The organism is Paenibacillus sp. FSL P4-0176 (assembly GCF_037975265.1).
Taxonomy (GTDB): Bacteria; Bacillota; Bacilli; order Paenibacillales; family Paenibacillaceae; genus Paenibacillus; species Paenibacillus amylolyticus.
Genome location: NZ_CP150242.1, coordinates 1,377,810 through 1,395,897 on the forward strand (window position 1 = coordinate 1,377,810; position 18,088 = coordinate 1,395,897).

Below are 18,088 nucleotides of genomic sequence, written 5' to 3' on the forward strand. Positions count from 1 at the left end.
CAATGTTATTTCAGAAGTCACCAACGCTTATATAGCTGGTGAAACAAACGGTTATAATGGTAATTAATGGTGGAACTTACACTGAAATACACCATGGGGAGGAGCGATATAAACTTGCAGTCCAGAGTAATGCATACGGAATATTGATGAAGAGGAGATGAATAGTTGAACATGAAGGGGAGCTGGTGGAGACGAGTCGCTATGATCGCGTTATCGGCAGGACTACTGGCAGGGAGTTTATCGATGGGCACAGGAATTCGTAAGGCGGATGCGGCCGCCGGAAATCAAAACTATGCTGAAGCACTGCAAAAGGCCATTTACTTCTATGAGGCACAGCGTTCGGGTCCGTTGCCAGCGAGTAATCGGGTCGAATGGCGTGGTGATTCGGGCATGCAGGATGGAGCTGATGTAGGCGTTGATCTGACCGGAGGATGGTATGATGCCGGAGATCACGTAAAGTTTGGTTTTCCGATGGCTGCTTCCGCAACGATGCTCGCCTGGTCTGTCGTGGAATACAGCGACGGATATGAACAGGCCGGACAACTGGAGGAGATCAAGGATAATATCCGATGGGCGACCGACTACTTTATGAAAGCGCATACGAAACCAAATGAATTATGGGGACAAGTGGGGGCAGGCAATACCGACCATGCTTGGTGGGGTCCTGCAGAAGTCATGCAGATGAACCGTCCTTCGTTCAAGATAGATGCTTCATGCCCGGGCAGTGATCTGGCGGCAGAAACGGCTGCAGCGCTGGCAGCGTCATCGATTGTATTTGCAGATGATGATCCGGCATATTCGGCAAGACTGCTCCAACATGCGAAAGAGCTGTACAACTTCGCAGATACATATCGGGGGGAATACACCGATTGTATCACTGATGCTGCAGCGTTTTATAATTCGTGGACAGGATACGAAGACGAGCTGGCATGGGGTGGCGCATGGCTTTATTTAGCCACTAATGATAGCGCTTACTTGTCCAAAGCCATTGCAGCTACGGACCGGTGGTCTTCTAGCGGAGGCTCAGCCAATTGGCCCTATACCTGGACACAAGGTTGGGACAGTAAACATTATGGTGCCCAGATTCTGCTTGCCCGTATTACGTCCAGTTTGAACATGCTGGAGGCGACAAGATTTATTCAGTCGACTGAGCGCAATCTGGATTATTGGACGGTTGGAGTCAATGGGACACGAGTCAAGTATACGCCAGGAGGTCTGGCGTGGCTGGATCAGTGGGGATCGCTCCGATATGCAGCGAATGCATCCTTTATTTCTTTTGTATACTCCGACTGGGTCAGTGATCCTGTGAAAAAGTCAAGATATCAGGATTTTGCTGTCTCACAGATGAATTATATTCTGGGCGATAATCCGCGTCAGAGCAGTTATGTGGTCGGATATGGGCAAAATGCACCTCAACATCCGCATCATCGGACCGCTCACAGTTCATGGCTGAATAACGAAGATTTCCCGGCTAACCATCGCCACATTCTGTATGGTGCCATGGTCGGTGGCCCGGATGCATCGGATGGATATACCGATGATATCGGGGATTACGTGAGTAATGAGGTCGCAACCGATTACAATGCTGGTTTTACCGGCGCACTGGCAAAGATGAATTTGCTGTTTGGTCAGAATCATCAGCCCCTGGCGAACTTCCCTGCACCTGAGGTGAAGGGAGATGAGTTCTTTGTGGAGGCTGCGATCAAATCATCAGGTGCCAATTATACGGAAATCAGAGCACAGCTTAATAATCGTTCCGCTTGGCCTGCCCGAATGGGAGATCAACTTTCTTTTAAGTATTTCCTGGATTTGAGTGAAGTGTATGCTGCCGGACGTACGGTATCGGACGTGCAAGTGACAACTTCCTATACGGAGGGGGCGACGGTATCCCAACCAGTTGTGGTGAATGCAGCCCAGCATATCTATGCCATTACGGCGAACTTCGGTAATACCAAGATCTATCCAGGTGGGGAAGGAAATTATCGTAAAGAAGTACAGTTCCGCATTACAGGCCCACAGGGTGCATGGAATGCCAGCAATGATCATTCGTTCCAGACGCTGACCACAGGCACTCCTGTGAAGAGCATATACCTTCCAGTCTATGATGCAGGGGTGAAGGTGTATGGACAGGAGCCTGGTGTTACACCAGTCACGGTTCCAGGCGCACCTGCTGGCGTGCAGGCTGTAGCGGGAAGCAGTCAGGTTAACCTGACCTGGGCCGCTGTATCCGGGGCCGAATCGTATACGGTGAAGCGTTCCGAGGTGAGTGGAGGACCATATACAACTGTTGCGACAGGGGTTAATGGATTGACCTACACAAACACGGGACTGACCAACGGGACGGCTTATTATTATGTAGTGTCTGCTGTGAATTCAGCAGGGGAATCATCGGGTTCTGTGCAGGTGTCGGCTACCCCGCAAGCAGCTTCGACGGTGCCGGGAGCACTGACTTTAAGTGGGACAGCTGGCAATGCGCAGTCGGTCCTGACTTGGACAGCAGCCTCGGGCGCTACTAGCTATAAGGTACAACGTTCGGTGGCAGGCGGGACATATGCAGATGTGGCAACTGGATTGTCTGTGCTGACTTACACCGATACAACAGCACTGAATGGTACCACGTACAATTACCGGATTGCAGCCGTGAATGCGAACGGACAGACACTGTCCAATGTCCTGGCATTGACGCCTTCTGCACCTCCGGTGACCACCGGTACACTCGAAGTGCAGTACCGCAGCGGAGGGTCCGGGAATTCAAGTAATGCGGTGACTCCGCAGTTCAACGTGAAGAATACCGGAACACAGGCGATTGATCTCAGTACCGTGAAGATCCGATATTATTTCACCAAGGATGGTGCCGATCAAATGACCTTCTGGTGTGATTATGCCGAGATGGGCACGGCCAATGTTGAAGGTACATTTGTCGCAGTGAATCCGGCGAAGGGTACCGCAGATACGTATCTGGAGATTAGCTTCAAGCCTGGAGCAGGCAGTTTGGCCGCTGGAGCAGAGACCGGCGTGATTCAAGCACGCTTTTCCAAAAATAACTGGAGCAATTTCGATCTAAGTAATGATTATTCCTATGATGCTTCCAAGACGGCTTTTGCCGCATGGAACAAGGTAACCGGGTATCAGGGAAACACCAAAGTATGGGGCTTGGAACCGTAACTAGCTCAAGATCATTGGCCGAATAGCAGCATGGGCAGACCAACAGCACTTATATTCAATTTCCACTATTCCAGGGAGGTATATATTAATGTTGAAATCAGCTGCGAAAAAAAGTTTAACAGCCATGCTGGCGGGAACCGTCATGTTGACCGGATACACCGGACTCTGGGCAGGGCCGCAAACAGCGCATGCCGCAGATCAGGCCATCGAGATTCAGGCAGACAGCATTAATGAAGTTCGGTTTTTGCAATTATATGATCAGTTGAAAGATCCGGCGAACGGATATTTTTCGCCAGAGGGTCTGCCGTATCATTCCATTGAGACCCTGCTGAGTGAGGCACCGGATTATGGTCATATGACGACGTCAGAGGCATACAGTTACTGGCTGTGGTTGGAAACCATGTATGGTCACTACACGGGAGACTGGTCCCAACTGGAAGCAGCTTGGGACAGTATGGAGAAATACATTATCCCGGTCAACGAAGGTGACGGCAAGGAAGAGCAGCCTACGATGAGCTCATACAACCCGAACAGCCCTGCTACGTATGCAGCGGAAAAACCTTTTCCTGATCAATATCCATCGCCACTTAATGGTCAATATGCAGCGGGTAAAGACCCGATTGATGCTGAACTTAAGGCGACTTATGGTGACAACCAGACCTATCTCATGCACTGGCTGGTCGATGTGGATGACTGGTATGGATATGGAAACCTGTTGAATCCATCACATACGGCTACCTATGTGAACACGTTCCAGCGTGGGGAGCAGGAGTCTGTGTGGGAAGCCATTCCGCATCCATCTCAGGATGATAAATCTTTTGGTAAGGCAAACGAAGGCTTCATGAGCTTGTTCACAAAGGAAAATCAAGTACCGTCAGCGCAATGGCGTTACACTAACGCAACGGATGCCGATGCGCGTGCTGTACAGGTGCTGTATTGGGCGAAGGAGATGGGATACAACAATCCGGAATATCTGGATAAAGCGAAGAAGATGGGGGACTATCTGCGCTATGGCATGTATGATAAATACTTCCAGAAAATTGGAAGTGCAAAGAGCGGTACACCAACTCCGGGTACAGGCAAGGATTCCAACATGTATCTCATGGCTTGGTATACGTCTTGGGGAGGTGGCTTGGGTCAAGGTGGGGATTGGGCTTGGCGCATTGGAGCGAGCCATACCCATCAGGCTTATCAAAACCCGGTTGCAGCGTATGCCTTGTCTGACCCGGCTGGCGGCTTGATTCCGGAATCAGCTACAGCGAAGGCAGATTGGAATGCGACGTTGAAACGTCAGTTGGAATTCTACACTTGGCTACAATCCCATGAAGGAGCCATCGGCGGGGGAGCAACGAACAGTTTGGATGGTTCATATAAAGCCTATCCGGCAGGCGTAAGTACATTCTATGACATGGCTTATCAGGAGGCACCTGTATATCGTGATCCGGATTCCAACACCTGGTTTGGATTCCAGGCATGGCCGCTGGAGCGTGTAGCCGAGATGTACTATATTCTTGCGGAGAGCGGGGATTTGACCTCTGAGAACTTCCAGATGGCCAAGAAGGTAATCACGAAGTGGATCGACTGGAGTAAGGATTATGTATTTGTAGGTGAGCGTCCGGTGACGGATGCGCAAGGCTATTATCTGAATGCGACTGGACAGCGCATTTTGGGTGGAACTAATGTTCAGGTAGCAACAACGCCGGCTCCGGGAGAGTTCTGGATTCCGGGTGGTCAGGAATGGCAGGGTCAACCGGACAAATGGAATGGATTCAGTTCGTTTACGGAAAATCCGAACTTCCGTGTAACGACCAAAGATCCAGTGCAGGATACAGGGGTTCTGGGAAGTTACGTTAAAGCTCTGACCTTTTTCGCAGCGGGAACTCAGGCAGAGAACGGTACACTTAGTGCGGAAGGCCAAGAAGCCAAGGATCTGGCTGAGGCTCTGTTGGATACAGCTTGGGATTACAATGATGGTGTGGGGATTGTTACGGAAGAAGAACGTAAAGACTACTTCCGCTTCTTTGCCAAAGAGATCTACATCCCGGCGAACTGGTCTGGAACCTTTGGTCAAGGCAATACGATTCCAGGTACAGCAGGTGTACCTTCAGATCCGGCAAAAGGTGGCAATGGCGTATACATTGGATACTCCGACTTGCGTCCGGCCATCAAGCAAGATCCGGCATGGGCATACCTGGATAATCTGTACAAAACGTCATATAACACAACCACGAAACAGTGGGAAAATGGTGCACCTACCTTTACGTATCACCGGTTCTGGTCACAGGTGGATATGGCTACAGCGTACGGCGAGTATGATCGTCTCCTCGGAGATTCGGATAGTCCGGAAGTGGAAGTACCCGCTGCTCCTGCTGGCGTAACAGCAACTGGAGGAAGTGAGCAAGTGGTTCTGAATTGGAACGCAGCCGCTGGTGCAGCCTCGTATAACGTGAAACGTGCAGAAGTGAATGGTGGTCCTTATACGTCTGTAGCGACAGGGGTCACAGGATCGACATTCACGGATATAGGCTTGACCAACGGCACAACGTATTATTATGTCATCACTGCGGTGAATGCCGTAGGTGAGTCTGCACCGTCGACACAGGCATCTGCAACACCACTCGCAGGTACCGTTGTGCCAGGCGTATTCAACCTTACTGGAACGGCTGGCAATGCCCAGGCGGTACTGACATGGACTGCATCAACTGGAGCAGCGAGTTATAAGGTACAACGTTCGGTAGGCAGCGGGGCGTATGCTGATCTGGCAACAGGTTTGACCGCACTGACGTATACCGACGCTACAGCGGTGAATGGTACGGCTTATAATTATAGAGTCGTAGCCATTAATACGAGTGGTCAGACGAATTCAAATGTATTGGTGTTGACCCCATTGGTACCTCCAGTTACAACGGGAACGCTTGAAGTACAATACCGTAATGGTAGTTCAGGGGCTTCGGTCAATGCGATTACTCCGCAATTTAATGTGAAGAATACTGGTACAACTGCTGTGGACTTGAGCAAAGTGAAGGTCCGGTATTATTTCACCAAGGATAGTGCCGCTGATCTGAGCTTCTGGTGTGATTATGCGCAGATTGGCAGTGGTAACGTGGAAGGGCATTTTGTTTCAATAGATCCGGCCAAGGGCACAGCAGATACGTATCTGGAGATTGAATTCAAAGCGGGTGCCGGCAGTTTGGCCGCGGGTGCCGAAACCGGAATCATCCAGGGACGTTTCTCGAAAAACAACTGGACGAATTTTGATCAAACGAATGATTATTCCTTTGATTCTACCCAATCGGCCTTCAGTGCCTGGACAAAAGTGACGGCTTATCAGGATGGCGCCAAGGTATGGGGAATTGAACCTTAAATGAGTTGATCGACCGATTGTAGAGTGATGTTACTCATCATACAGGTTAAGCCGGGGAGGAATCCCTGGCTTTTCTTTTTTTTATGGAGTGCAAAAATGAAATTCGAAATAATCACCGGACACTGCTGATAAATCGATCCATATTGAGTCTGGAGGCAAAAATGTGAATTCGGTGAACGGTAATCGGCAAATGAATCATAGTAATGTTTACCATATTTGCGATTTTAAACATTAAAATCTAGGCCATTTGGCATATGCCCTGAATGAGAAACGACCTAACTCTTTTATCGCGGTAAAATGAAGTATATCAAATAGTTACAATAATTTAACCTTTCAAAAAGAAGGGATCAGCAGTGAATTTTTCCAGTAGATTATGGACACACCCTGATACTTAGTGCTCAAGTTCGCCTATATCAATACAGGACTTTCGACTGATGAACGTTATGGATAGCCCGTTTACAATGGGGCAAGCCCGGGAGAACCAAGCCAGGTTAAAATTCTGTAACATCAGGGGGAACTCGACATCATGAACTGGAAAAAAACGATTATTACGGCAAGTGTCACAGCAACGATGCTGATGGGAAGTCTGACGACAGGAGCACTAACGGCACAGGTATCGGCAGCTGCTGTTAACAATTCACAAGTAAAAGTAATTTGGGGCGTAAACTTACGCACAACACCTTCTTCTTCTGCGAAGATTGTTCGCTTGGTCGCTAAAGGGGAAACGGTAACGGTGCTTCAGCAATCCGGTTCGGATTGGTATAAGATTAAGGATTCTGCTAACCGGACAGGCTACATATCTTCTTCATCCAAATACACACAAGCGATTAGTGGCGGCACAAGCGGATCGGGTTCGAATAGTGGTACATCGGTGACCGGCAATGCATCTGTAGAAAAAGTGATTGCAGCGGGAATGAAATATTTGGGAACACCTTATGAGTTCGGAGCCAGTCGTAACAGCACAGCTACTTTTGACTGTTCCAGCTTTGTACGCCAGGCCTTCATTGATGCACTGGGCATCAAGCTTCCAGCGGATTCCCGCAAACAGGGAGACTATGTAAAAGCCAAGGGTACAGTTCAGACGAACTGGAAAAACCTGAAACGCGGCGATCTGATGTATTTCATGTCGTATAAAGGCAGCTCTGCATCATCGTATTCGGGCGTGAATAAATCTAGCGCAACCATTACGCACACAGGGATTTACCTGGGCAACGGCAAGGTATTACATACGTATTCCAACGCTGGCGGTGGTGTAACAACTAGTGATATCTCCGGCAAACACTGGGAGTATCGCTTCCTGTTTGGTGGCAGTGCGCTGTAAGTTAGAACAAGAACTTTCTTAAATAATCTACGCATGTTCATATGCATGCAAAACACCTCCCATTCTGCCTTTGACAGGGAACTGGGAGGTGTTTTGGTGTTATTGATTATTTTGAAGAACTCAATCGTGATAGTACAGCCGGAACAGGATATCCTGATTGTAGTTGCCGAATCCCTCGCCATATAAGGTAAGCCCGCCCACATGCTGAGCATCTTCCTCCACCGAAAGACGAAGAGTCCATTGGTTGCGTTCGACCGGGATATCTGCGAGTGTAATGTCGGATAGATGTTGTCCATCAATAAACGTACCCTCATTGGTAATTCGCAGTACCTTGAGCATGCCGTACTGATTGACACTGTCACTCCACCATTCAGGGGTGAACATGCCACGTCCGTTGCCTGAATCTCCAGGACTTGTCCATTCCCCCAATCGGATGCCATTCAGCATGAATGTAATATCCGAGGGCCAATTCGGATTAACCGAAGGTGCTTCTGATCCGATCTCAAGGGACAATTCAATCGCATTGATCTGTTGTCCGGATAAAATATAGTTTGGAATTTTGTACTCCACAAATCCACGGCCAAACCACAGAATATGCGCATGCATCCGCTCGGGGTCGAGAAAATAACGAGGGTCATCATACTGTCCGATAACATGATTGGATGTAGCCAGACCACATGTCGGATAGACGTCAAAGTGGGTGTAGTGTCCCACAGGGACGGAAACCTCGTGAAGCTTGCGGGCTGTCCCACTTTCCTGCGGCATGGAGATGCCAATCCAGTCTACAGCAAGGCTGTTCATTTTATGTGTGCCGCCGTCTTTGCGTATCATTTTGGACTGAATAATGCCAACATCCTGAAGTTTGCGGACATGCATGGTCACGATGGCACTACTCAGACCCAGTGAAGCAGCAAGGTCTTTCACATTCATCGGGGTCTCTGCAACAAGGCGGATGATCTGTAGACGGACTTCACTGGCAAGTGCTTCATATAGGGGTAGCCATTCGGCATCGGTATTTGCTCTGATCACAGTTGTTCCTCCATTTTATCTGTATAGAATTAAGTTAAACATAAATTCAGTAAAAAGAATAACATTTTGCAAAATTCATGTTGAAATTAAGGCTATAATCGATTTTAATATAAATATGAACGTTGATCCATAGAATATCAATTAATTTTTATATTAATCTTAGGGAGTTGAAATTCATTATGGAAAAAGCAAAAATGACGGTAGATAAAGATTTTACTATTGGTGTAGTGGATAAGCGCTTGTACGGATCATTTATTGAGCATCTGGGACGTGCCGTCTATGGCGGGATTTACGAGCCGGGGCATCCATCAGCGAATGAACAGGGTTTCCGCACGGATGTGCTGGAGATGGTCAAAGAGTTGAATGTACCGATTGTACGTTATCCTGGAGGTAATTTTGTATCCGGTTACAATTGGGAAGATTCGGTTGGACCTGTGTCAGAACGCAAACGCAGACTGGAACTGGCCTGGAGAACGATTGAGACCAATGAATTTGGCTTCAACGAATTCGTGGACTGGGCAAAACAGGCTAATTCTGAAGTCATGATGGCCGTTAATCTGGGAACACGGGGTACGGATGCAGCTCGCAACATTGTGGAATACAGCAACCATCCGGAAGGTTCGTATTATAGTGATCTTCGCATCAAGCATGGATACAAGCAACCACATGCGATCAAAACATGGTGTCTGGGCAACGAGATGGATGGTCCTTGGCAGATTGGTCACAAAACGGCAGATGAGTATGGACGGTTAGCCGTTGAAGCGGCAAAAGTCATGAAGTGGACGGACCCGACGATTGAGCTGGTAGCCTGCGGAAGTTCGAATCTGAATATGCCATCGTTCCCGGAATGGGAAGCAACGGTGCTGGATCATACGTATGATCACGTGGAGTATCTGTCCTTGCATCAATACTACGGCAATCAAGAGCAAGATACACCAACGTTCCTGGCACGCTCGCTTGAAATGGATCGTTTTATCGATACCGTGAAGGCGACTTGTGATTATATCAAAGCGAAGAAACGCAGCAAAAAGACGATGTATCTGTCCTTTGATGAGTGGAATGTATGGTATCACTCCAATGAAAATGATTCGAAGATGGACCCTTGGCAGATTGCTCCGCCACAGCTTGAGGATATCTACAATCATGAGGATGCACTGCTTGTTGGCTGTATGTTGATCAGTATGCTCAAACATGCGGATCGGGTTAAAATGGCTTGTCTGGCACAACTGGTTAACGTGATTGCGCCGATCATGACAGATACGAGCGGTGGTTCATGGAGACAGACAATCTTCTATCCATTCATGCATACATCTCTCTTCGGACGTGGAACAGCATTGGTGCCATTGATCCAGTCTCCAAAATACGATACAAAACAAATCACAGATGTTCCTTATCTGGAAGCTATTGCGGTTCATAATGAAGAGCAGGGTGAAGTGACTGTATTTGCAGTCAACCGTCATCTGGAAGAATCCCTTCCGCTCGAAGTGGACCTGCGCAGCTTCGGGAAGTGTACCGTGATCGAGCATATCGTGCTCGAGAGTGATGATCTCAAAGCATCTAATACGGCAGCACAACCAAACCGCGTTGCTCCTCATAATCGCGGGGGTGCAGTTGTATCTGATACTCTGATTACGGCGAGCTTGGCAAAAGCATCATGGAACGTAATCCGTTTGAAAGTGCAGTAATGGATAGCATAAAGGGATGGGACATGTGAGAGCGCAGTGGCAGGCATGATGCCCGAGAGGGAAGCCAGCGAACAGCGGATTAGCGTGTTCTTTCAATCAAAAAGGCTGGGTGCGAGTTCATCGCATCCAGCTTTTTTTCGTTGTATTTTATAGGGAAAAGGAATGCATGGGAGGCATGAGTAATGAAGTGGCAGACAAGGTAGCATATAAGTTAGGTAATGGCGTGTGTTGAAATGAATTACATGGTCCTGCCATACGCATACGCGCCAACGAACCTGGGACACCTAATTGTGCCGACTATCATTATAGTAAAAATTTAACGAATCGGAGACACGTTATCTTAGCAAAAAGACAGATAAATCTCGGGAAAAGCATGCCCAGAGCGGAAATAATGTGTCTAGGATTCGTTAGAATATCAGATTAGCTGAAAACAGACTAATAGCGTGTGCTGAGTTCGTTACAATCCACCCACCTGTGTGAAAAGGTTATTTCTCTTCCGCTTTGATTCAGCGTAGCTTCCGCTTCAAAATTTAAAACTCAAAACTTTCACCGTCACGTGGGATGAGCACCTGACCATCCAACTGCTCGGATGCCAGATAAGTCGCAAGATCCGTACGAGACATCACACAATGGTTAATCGCATCCATGTGCACAGCGATGACATGAGCAGATGGCGCATGGTGCTTCACGGCGACAACGTCAGGCCCATCCATTGTAATGGGATCACCCTCCACGAAGCGTGCACCTCCGGCATTCACGACAATAACTTCAGGCGTATATTGGCGGATGGCCTCAGCAGGTTCTTCACACCAGATGGTATCTCCAGCGATATAGGTGACAGGTTCACCGTCTGCTTCAAGTACGAAGCCGGACACCTTGCCCATACGTTCACCGATTTCACCTGTGCCATGATGCCCGGATGTACGGGCGAATCGGACAGAGTGATGCTCATGTTTTTCATCTACAGCTGTTACATTCGTGAATCCGGCACCTAGAAATACATTCTCATCCCCAGGCTGGCAGATCAGGGGAATGTCTTTGCCAAGTTGTTTCGCCGCGGCTTCATCCCAGTGGTCCACATGGGTGTGTGTCACAATCAACAGATCCGGATTCAGATAATCCGTTTCGGTTTCGGGCAAACTCACTCTTGGATTACGTAACTCATTGGGTGTGTTCGGGAATGCAGGCATGATTTCAGCGTCCATCAACATCGGATCAACGAGAATGTTCAGCCCTCCGTATTCCAGCCACAGTGTAGCATTGCGAATCAATTGAATTTTCATTATATTTGCACTCCTTCGAGTTGTTTAATAGTATTACCCTATATGGTATACAACCCGTTTAATGGCGTACATAACATGATGAATGGAATTAGGCCACGCTAATTTCACCGTGAAAGGATTGCTGAAGCAAGATGAATGAAATGATAGATGACACGGATATACGTATTTTGCAGATTCTGATTCAGGATGCCAAACGTTCTCACAAAGAGATCGGTGAAGAGGTTCATCTCACAGGACAGGCCGTTGGTGCAAGAGTGCGCAAGCTGCAAGATCTGGGTGTAATCGAAGGGTACACGGTAAAATGGAACCCGGAACGCCTTGGCCTCGGCCTACAGGCCTTTGTCACAGTTTTCTTGAACTCCGGCGACAGACATGCCGCCTTTCGTACATTCAATGCTGATCGTAAGGACATCGTTGAAGTCCATCGTGTCAGCGGAGAAGGCTGTTATTTGATGAGAGTGCAGACTGGCACCACAGAGCAGCTTGGCCAACTGCTTGAAGCGTTGTTACCTTACGGCAATTACAAAGTCAGCCTGTCTATAGGTATAGAGAAATCACAGTGATATGTGGGGAACTTGCCCTCATCCATCCCGGTACTCAACGATCCTGCTGCTGTTCCTGCAAAGTCTCCTGAAGCAAAGTCACAGCCTGGTTCAGCTCTTTTTTGCTCAGCAGATGATCTGTCTGAATATGAGACCGTGTGCCGTCCTTTAAGTACAGGACAAACATGGGAGAAGCAGACAGGAGCCGCTTGCTGCGGGCAGGTGAGGCGAGTTCGACTTTGCGAATCTGGCTCCATGGAATCTTCCGTTTGCCCGTGCTCAACGCATCATCATCCCAGGATAACAACACGGGAGGGGTTCTGGTTAGTCGTGACACAAACATGAAGAATAGCGGTCCGATCAACCACATACCCAGCACGGCTGCGATGGAATAGTATATCGTCTCCAGTCTTTCGGCTTGTCCGTCCACGATGATCCATAATAAGCTCACGCATAAGAGAAGGAACAGGAAGCATAAACTTCCTTTCCATAGAGCTGTGCTGCGTTGGTAACGAATCTGCTGATGGTCACGCTTGGGTGTTTCGGGTTGTTGCATAGATGTTCCTCCTAATTAACAATGCTGATCGATATGCCAAACGTGCCGCCTGCATAAGCAGAGCGGCATGTTCAACGTTCTGTATTTACTATAACTCAGGTTCATTACCCTGATATAGCTGAATTTTTACCTGCATCACGCGCGTGGGTGTACAAGTCTGCATATACACCTTTGGCTGTGATTAGTTCCTGGTGCGGTCCTTCCTCCACAATCTCACCATTTTCCATCACCAAAATTCGATCGGCATGCATCACCGTAGACAGGCGATGAGCAATGACAATGGTGGTGCGTCCCTGGGATACCGATTCCAACGCCTGCTGCACAAGCTGTTCCGTGTGTGAGTCCAGATTGGCGGTTGCCTCATCCAGGATGAGTACTCGGGGCTGGAACACCACGATCCGGGCAAATGAAATCAACTGCCGCTCCCCGGCGGATAGTCCGCTTCCGCGTTCAGATAGATGTGTATCATATCCGTGAGGCAAACGTGAAATCATCGCATGTGCTCCGACAAACCGGCAGGCCTCAATCGCCTGCTCTCGCGTAATATCCTCACGAAACATCCTCACATTATCAATAATGGAACCGGAGAACAGGAAAGGTTCCTGTTGAATCAGACCCACGATCCGATGAAGCTTAGCCTGCGGCAGATGCCGGATATCAGTACCATCAATCTCGATACTGCCCTTGTCTACATCATAGAAGCGATTGAGCAGGGAGATCAGTGTGCTTTTGCCAGCGCCTGTTGTGCCTACAATACCTACCATTTCACCCGGATAGAGGTGCAGGTTCATCTGTTGGATCAAGGGCCGGTCAGCCCGATAACCAAACGACACATCATTAAAATCAATCTGGCCCATCACATTTTGTGGTTCAAGCGAGGAGGCCATCCCGGGTTTGGGATCGGCAACTTCGGGCCGTGTATTCAGAATGTTCCAGATGCGATCCATCGAAACGGTAGTAGACTGGAATGTATTCCATTGCATCGTAATCTGGTTAATCGGTTGAAAGAACTGACGAATATAGCTGATAAACGCATACAATACCCCGACTTGCAGGGACTCACCCAGTACGGCGCGACCTCCAAGCCAGACCATCATAACCAGTGCCGCATTGCCAAGGATATCAAACGTCCGGTTGAAGATAACATTGGAGCGGGCTTGAGCAATGTTGGCTTTCAGGTGAAGTGCGTTCTGTTCCGAGAAACGTTTCTTCTGTTCTTCCTCTTGGTGAAAAGCCTGAATCAGAAACATACCGGACAGGTTCTCCGCCGTAAATGCGATCAGACGGGAAAGACGCGTACGGGCATTTTGATAAGCTTTTCGCAGTCGACTACGGAATAATACCGCAACCACCGCAATGACAGGCAGAACGATCAGTGAGTAACTCGCCAGCACAGGATCAAGTTGGAACATAAAGACGATAATGAGCACCAGCATCATACCATCCCGAATCAGACTGAGCAGTACTTGAGTGAAAAAGCTGCTGATGGTCTCCGTATCACTGGATACGTTTGTGACCAGACTGCCGATATGAAAACGGTCAAAGAAGGACATGGACATCTTGGAGATATGCTTGAACAGGTCCTTTCTGATCCGGGATACAATGTTCTGACCCACATGCTGCAACAGATTATTCTGGATATAGGTAAAAATAAAACTGATGACAGCCAGCCCAAGAAAGATGGCTGCGAGCTGAACGAGAAAGCCCACACTGGTCTGGCCCACGGCCAGATGATCATCGATGGCGATCTTCACCAGATAGGGTTGCAGCAGATCTGCCGATATGCCCAGCAGTGAGCAGAAGAAGATACCAGAAAAAGCCCATTTATGCGGTTTGGCGTATGCCATCATCGCCTTAAACGAAGTTCGTTTACTCTGATCGTCTTCTGCATCTGGGTGAAGTTCAGCGTTAGCGTTAGACATGATGTAATCCCTCCTCCTGCAAACGGTAGGTGGCTGCATATAACCCCTTGGCAGCCATCAACTGCGCATGTGTTCCCTGTTCAGCGACTCGCCCTTCATCCAGAACGATAATATCGTCGGCATGACGGACCGCGCTGATGCGATGAGAGATGATTAATGTAGTCTTGCCCTTGCCGATCTCACGCAGGCTACGCAGAATACCACTCTCGGTGACAGCATCAACCGCGCTCATACTGTCATCCAGAATAAGTAACTGTGCTTGTTTGATCAGTCCTCTTGCAAGGCTGGTTCGCTGACGTTGTCCACCAGACAGGGTGAGTCCACGTTCGCCAAGCAGTGTATCGAAGCGATCAGGAAAACGGACAATATTATCATAGATCATGGCTTGCCGTGCACTATGTTCCACTGTATCCAGCGATACTTCCCTGTCGCTAAATGCGATGTTATCCCGGATGGTGGTACTAAACAGGAATCCATCCTGAGGGACATAGGCGATGCGCGATCTTAGACTTTCCAGCGACAACTGCCGAATATCGGTACCATTGATGCGAATTGTTCCTTCAGGTGGTTCATATGTACGCAGCAATAGCTTAACGAGGGTACTTTTACCCGAGCCGGTCTTGCCTACAATACCGACCGTTCGACCGGCACGGATATGGAGTTGAATGTTTTGGAGAGCAGGAGATGAACTGCCAGGATAGGAGAAGGTTAGATTCTCCATGGTAATATCTTGTACGGTTTGGAGCGATGTGGCTTCAGGAAGTTCACGCACATCCGCTACTTCGCTGAGCAGGTCATTCACCCGCTCGAGTGATGCGCCTGAGCGCTGAACGGTATTAATAACATTGCCGATCTGTTGAAGCGGTCCCATAATAATGCGCAGATATAAGGTTAAGGCGACAAAACTCCCGAGTGTAATGGAATTCTGCATGGTCATAATACCTCCGACAAGCAGAGAAACGACCAATGAGATGGCTCCCAGTAGCGGGAGCAAGGCTTGAAACAAGGAAGACAGACGAACGAGTCGAAGCTGTTTGCTCTTGATCTCATCGACGGTAGTTCCAAAGCGCGCACGAGCACTATCTTCAATAGCAAACGTCTTGGTTACGCGAATGCCGCCCAACTGTTCTTCTGCAGATTCCGTCATGGTTGCAAGAGCTTCCTGCACGTCGCGAGAGCGCTTGCGAATCCGTGGACCAAAAAACACGACCAGAAATGGAATCGCCAGCAAAGGAACAACACTGATTAGAATGAGGGTCAACGGAATCCCGCTAAGCAGCATCATGACAATGCAGGACAACAACAGGAAGGTGGCATTGGTCATGAGCGTCACGCCATTGGATATCGCTTCACGTACGGAAGTCACGTCATTCATGACATAACTGAGCAACTTTCCGTTTCCCTGTTTGGAGAAATAATGTTCGCTAAGTTCGGAAAACTTACTGAATATACGCTCACGCGTCATGAATTCGAAGCGTCGACCCAGCTTCATAATCATGAATTGCCCAGTACCGAACAGCAGATTATACCCGATGGCAATAGCCAAAAGGGACAGGCTGTACCTTACGACCGTCTGCATCTGAAGAGAGTTCTGCATCAACTGATCCGTGAAGCTGCCGAGTATGCGGGGCAGGGATGCTTGCCCGACATTGGAGGCAATAATCAGAAGAACAGCAACCAGATAAACAGGCCAGTTCGACACTACATAACCACGAAGTAATCCTTTCTTGGACATAAGCGTTGTTCTCCTTTTGTTATAGGTGAAGTCAGTTCAGCAGGTGGAGTCAAGAAAAGGGCCGACACCTGTTATTAGCGCGTCGTGCCCTCTTACTGTATGCGATCCAGTTCGTTGTTTATCCGTCATCCGATAGATTTCTCTATTCTTATTTTTGCGCTAATCCGAATCAATGTCAACGAAGCCAGTTAGCAAAAAGCAGGTGATCGGATTATCGGCGTTGGAGAAGGGTTCTATGCCGTGTTCTCCTGTTGTATTCACCAGATGTCGAAATTACTGAAACATTTTCTAGGGATGCCCCGTCTGTAGGAATGAAGAGGTAAAAAATAGGTTTTACTAATCATATGGAGGTGCCAGGAAATGAAACATAAAAAAGGATTGGCTGCAACGCTTGCGCTCTGCGTTTCTTTGACAGCAGGAGGTGCATCGGTATTTGCTTTCACAGATGTGAAGGATGAAGGTCAGAAGTCGATTGTGGATTCATTGAAATCAAAAGGCATTGTTAGCGGAGTAACAGCGGATCTGTTCCGTCCAGATCTCGCATTGTCCGAGCCACAGGGTGTTCAACTGATTGTGAACGCATTTGGTCTGAAAAATGAATTTGCGGAAGCATCCGCTCAGAATAAAATCAGTCCGGATACGTGGTATGCCGATGCGGTGCAGGCCGCTACTCAGAATGGACTGTCCATTCCGGTAGAATTGAATCCCCAAGGCAAGATGACACGCGAGCAATTTGTTATTTTGCTGCATGAAGGCATTAACACAACCGGGAATTATCCGGTCATCATGAAGTATAATCTTGTTAAGGACGAAAATAAAATCGGTAAGGACGCCATATCTGCAGTCCAGAACTTGCTGAACATGAACATCATTGAACTGGATAAGGACGGGAACTTCCGTCCAGATCAGTCGCTTACCCGTATGGAGGCTGCAAGCATGATCTTCAATGCACTTGAATTTGTGGATAAACACGGCAATGGCGGCTCGACAGAGCCAGCTCCAACTACTCCAGGTGAAGGCCAACAAGCGATTGTACCTGAAGTAACAACGACAAAGGTTGATGACAAAACAACCAAAGTTAAACTCAGTGCTGAAATGCCGCACCCTGGTTATGGATTGAAGATTGATGATGTGAAATTGGAGAAGGATGGACGCGCCATCGTGCTCTATTCCATTATTCAACCTGATCCGGACATGATGTATCCAATGGTTATCACCAATGTGACTGCAGAAACGGATATCCCAACGGGGTATACAGCAGAAGCTCAACCTTCTGGCAAGTAAATTATTCTTTGAGATATCAAACTTGCGCTAAGCACAACGTCAATGAACAGAATATAGCTTAACTTAAAAACTCACCCTTCATGCGTGCATGGAGGGTGGGTTTTAAGTTGCTGGAGAGGCGACACCAATTACCAGCATTCAACTAATGCAAGGTGAGATACGCTAACGAACTCAGCGCACCTTATTTGGACGTTTATAGTGG

At 48.3% G+C, this 18,088-nt stretch carries 11 protein-coding genes; 6 read left to right on the plus strand and 5 right to left on the minus strand.

The annotated features are described in order from the left end of the window. Window positions 1–171: 171 nt before the first annotated feature. The 3 genes from MKY95_RS06135 to MKY95_RS06145 all read left to right on the plus strand — a co-directional run bounded on the left by MKY95_RS06135 (window position 172) and on the right by MKY95_RS06145 (window position 7,850). Window positions 172–3,165: a glycoside hydrolase family 9 protein gene (locus MKY95_RS06135; RefSeq protein ID WP_083677336.1), complete on the plus strand. Its 2,994-nt coding sequence runs from the start codon at window positions 172–174 to the stop codon at window positions 3,163–3,165. A gap of 88 nt (window positions 3,166–3,253) precedes the next feature. Beyond that, entirely contained in the window at window positions 3,254–6,529 is a 3,276-nt protein-coding gene (locus MKY95_RS06140; RefSeq protein ID WP_076327348.1) for a glycoside hydrolase family 48 protein, read from the plus strand. Window positions 6,530–7,055: 526 nt separating this feature from the next. Beyond that, a complete protein-coding gene (locus MKY95_RS06145; protein ID WP_047841902.1) occupies window positions 7,056–7,850 on the plus strand; it encodes an SH3 domain-containing C40 family peptidase in 795 nt (264 codons plus the stop codon). Between the two features lie 120 nt (window positions 7,851–7,970). Here the strand turns inward: MKY95_RS06145 and MKY95_RS06150 are convergent, their stop codons facing one another. Next, complete coding sequence (locus MKY95_RS06150) at window positions 7,971–8,879, minus strand: ArsR family transcriptional regulator (RefSeq protein ID WP_082218994.1); 909 nt, start codon at window positions 8,877–8,879, stop codon at window positions 7,971–7,973. Between the two features lie 179 nt (window positions 8,880–9,058). Between MKY95_RS06150 and MKY95_RS06155 the strand changes: the two genes are divergently transcribed. Beyond that, complete coding sequence (locus tag MKY95_RS06155; RefSeq protein ID WP_076319027.1) at window positions 9,059–10,564, plus strand: alpha-N-arabinofuranosidase; 1,506 nt, start codon at window positions 9,059–9,061, stop codon at window positions 10,562–10,564. Window positions 10,565–11,094: 530 nt separating this feature from the next. Here the strand turns inward: MKY95_RS06155 and MKY95_RS06160 are convergent. After that, window positions 11,095–11,847 carry an MBL fold metallo-hydrolase gene (locus MKY95_RS06160; protein WP_076327347.1) on the minus strand — a complete coding sequence of 251 codons (753 nt, stop codon included), beginning with the start codon at window positions 11,845–11,847 and terminating at the stop codon, window positions 11,095–11,097. 131 nt (window positions 11,848–11,978) lie between these two features. Between MKY95_RS06160 and MKY95_RS06165 the strand changes: the two genes are divergently transcribed. Then, the gene (locus MKY95_RS06165; RefSeq protein WP_076319029.1) at window positions 11,979–12,410 is read left to right on the plus strand and encodes an Lrp/AsnC family transcriptional regulator; all 432 of its coding nucleotides are present in this window, start codon (window positions 11,979–11,981) and stop codon (window positions 12,408–12,410) included. Between the two features lie 34 nt (window positions 12,411–12,444). Here MKY95_RS06165 and MKY95_RS06170 read toward each other — a convergent pair whose 3' ends face one another. The 3 genes from MKY95_RS06170 to MKY95_RS06180 all read right to left on the minus strand — a co-directional run bounded on the left by MKY95_RS06170 (window position 12,445) and on the right by MKY95_RS06180 (window position 16,602). Continuing rightward, window positions 12,445–12,945, minus strand: a complete 501-nt coding sequence (locus MKY95_RS06170) for a hypothetical protein (protein WP_076319030.1) — start codon at window positions 12,943–12,945, stop codon at window positions 12,445–12,447. A gap of 104 nt (window positions 12,946–13,049) precedes the next feature. Continuing rightward, entirely contained in the window at window positions 13,050–14,867 is a 1,818-nt protein-coding gene (locus MKY95_RS06175) for an ABC transporter ATP-binding protein (RefSeq protein ID WP_076319031.1), read from the minus strand. Beyond that, a complete protein-coding gene (locus MKY95_RS06180) occupies window positions 14,860–16,602 on the minus strand; it encodes an ABC transporter ATP-binding protein (RefSeq protein WP_076319032.1) in 1,743 nt (580 codons plus the stop codon). The genes MKY95_RS06175 and MKY95_RS06180 overlap by 8 nt, the downstream gene beginning before the upstream one ends. 360 nt (window positions 16,603–16,962) lie before the next feature. On the opposite strand from MKY95_RS06180, the gene MKY95_RS06185 reads away from it, so the two are divergent. After that, window positions 16,963–17,886, plus strand: a complete 924-nt coding sequence (locus MKY95_RS06185; RefSeq protein WP_076319033.1) for an S-layer homology domain-containing protein — start codon at window positions 16,963–16,965, stop codon at window positions 17,884–17,886. Window positions 17,887–18,088: the final 202 nt, after the last annotated feature.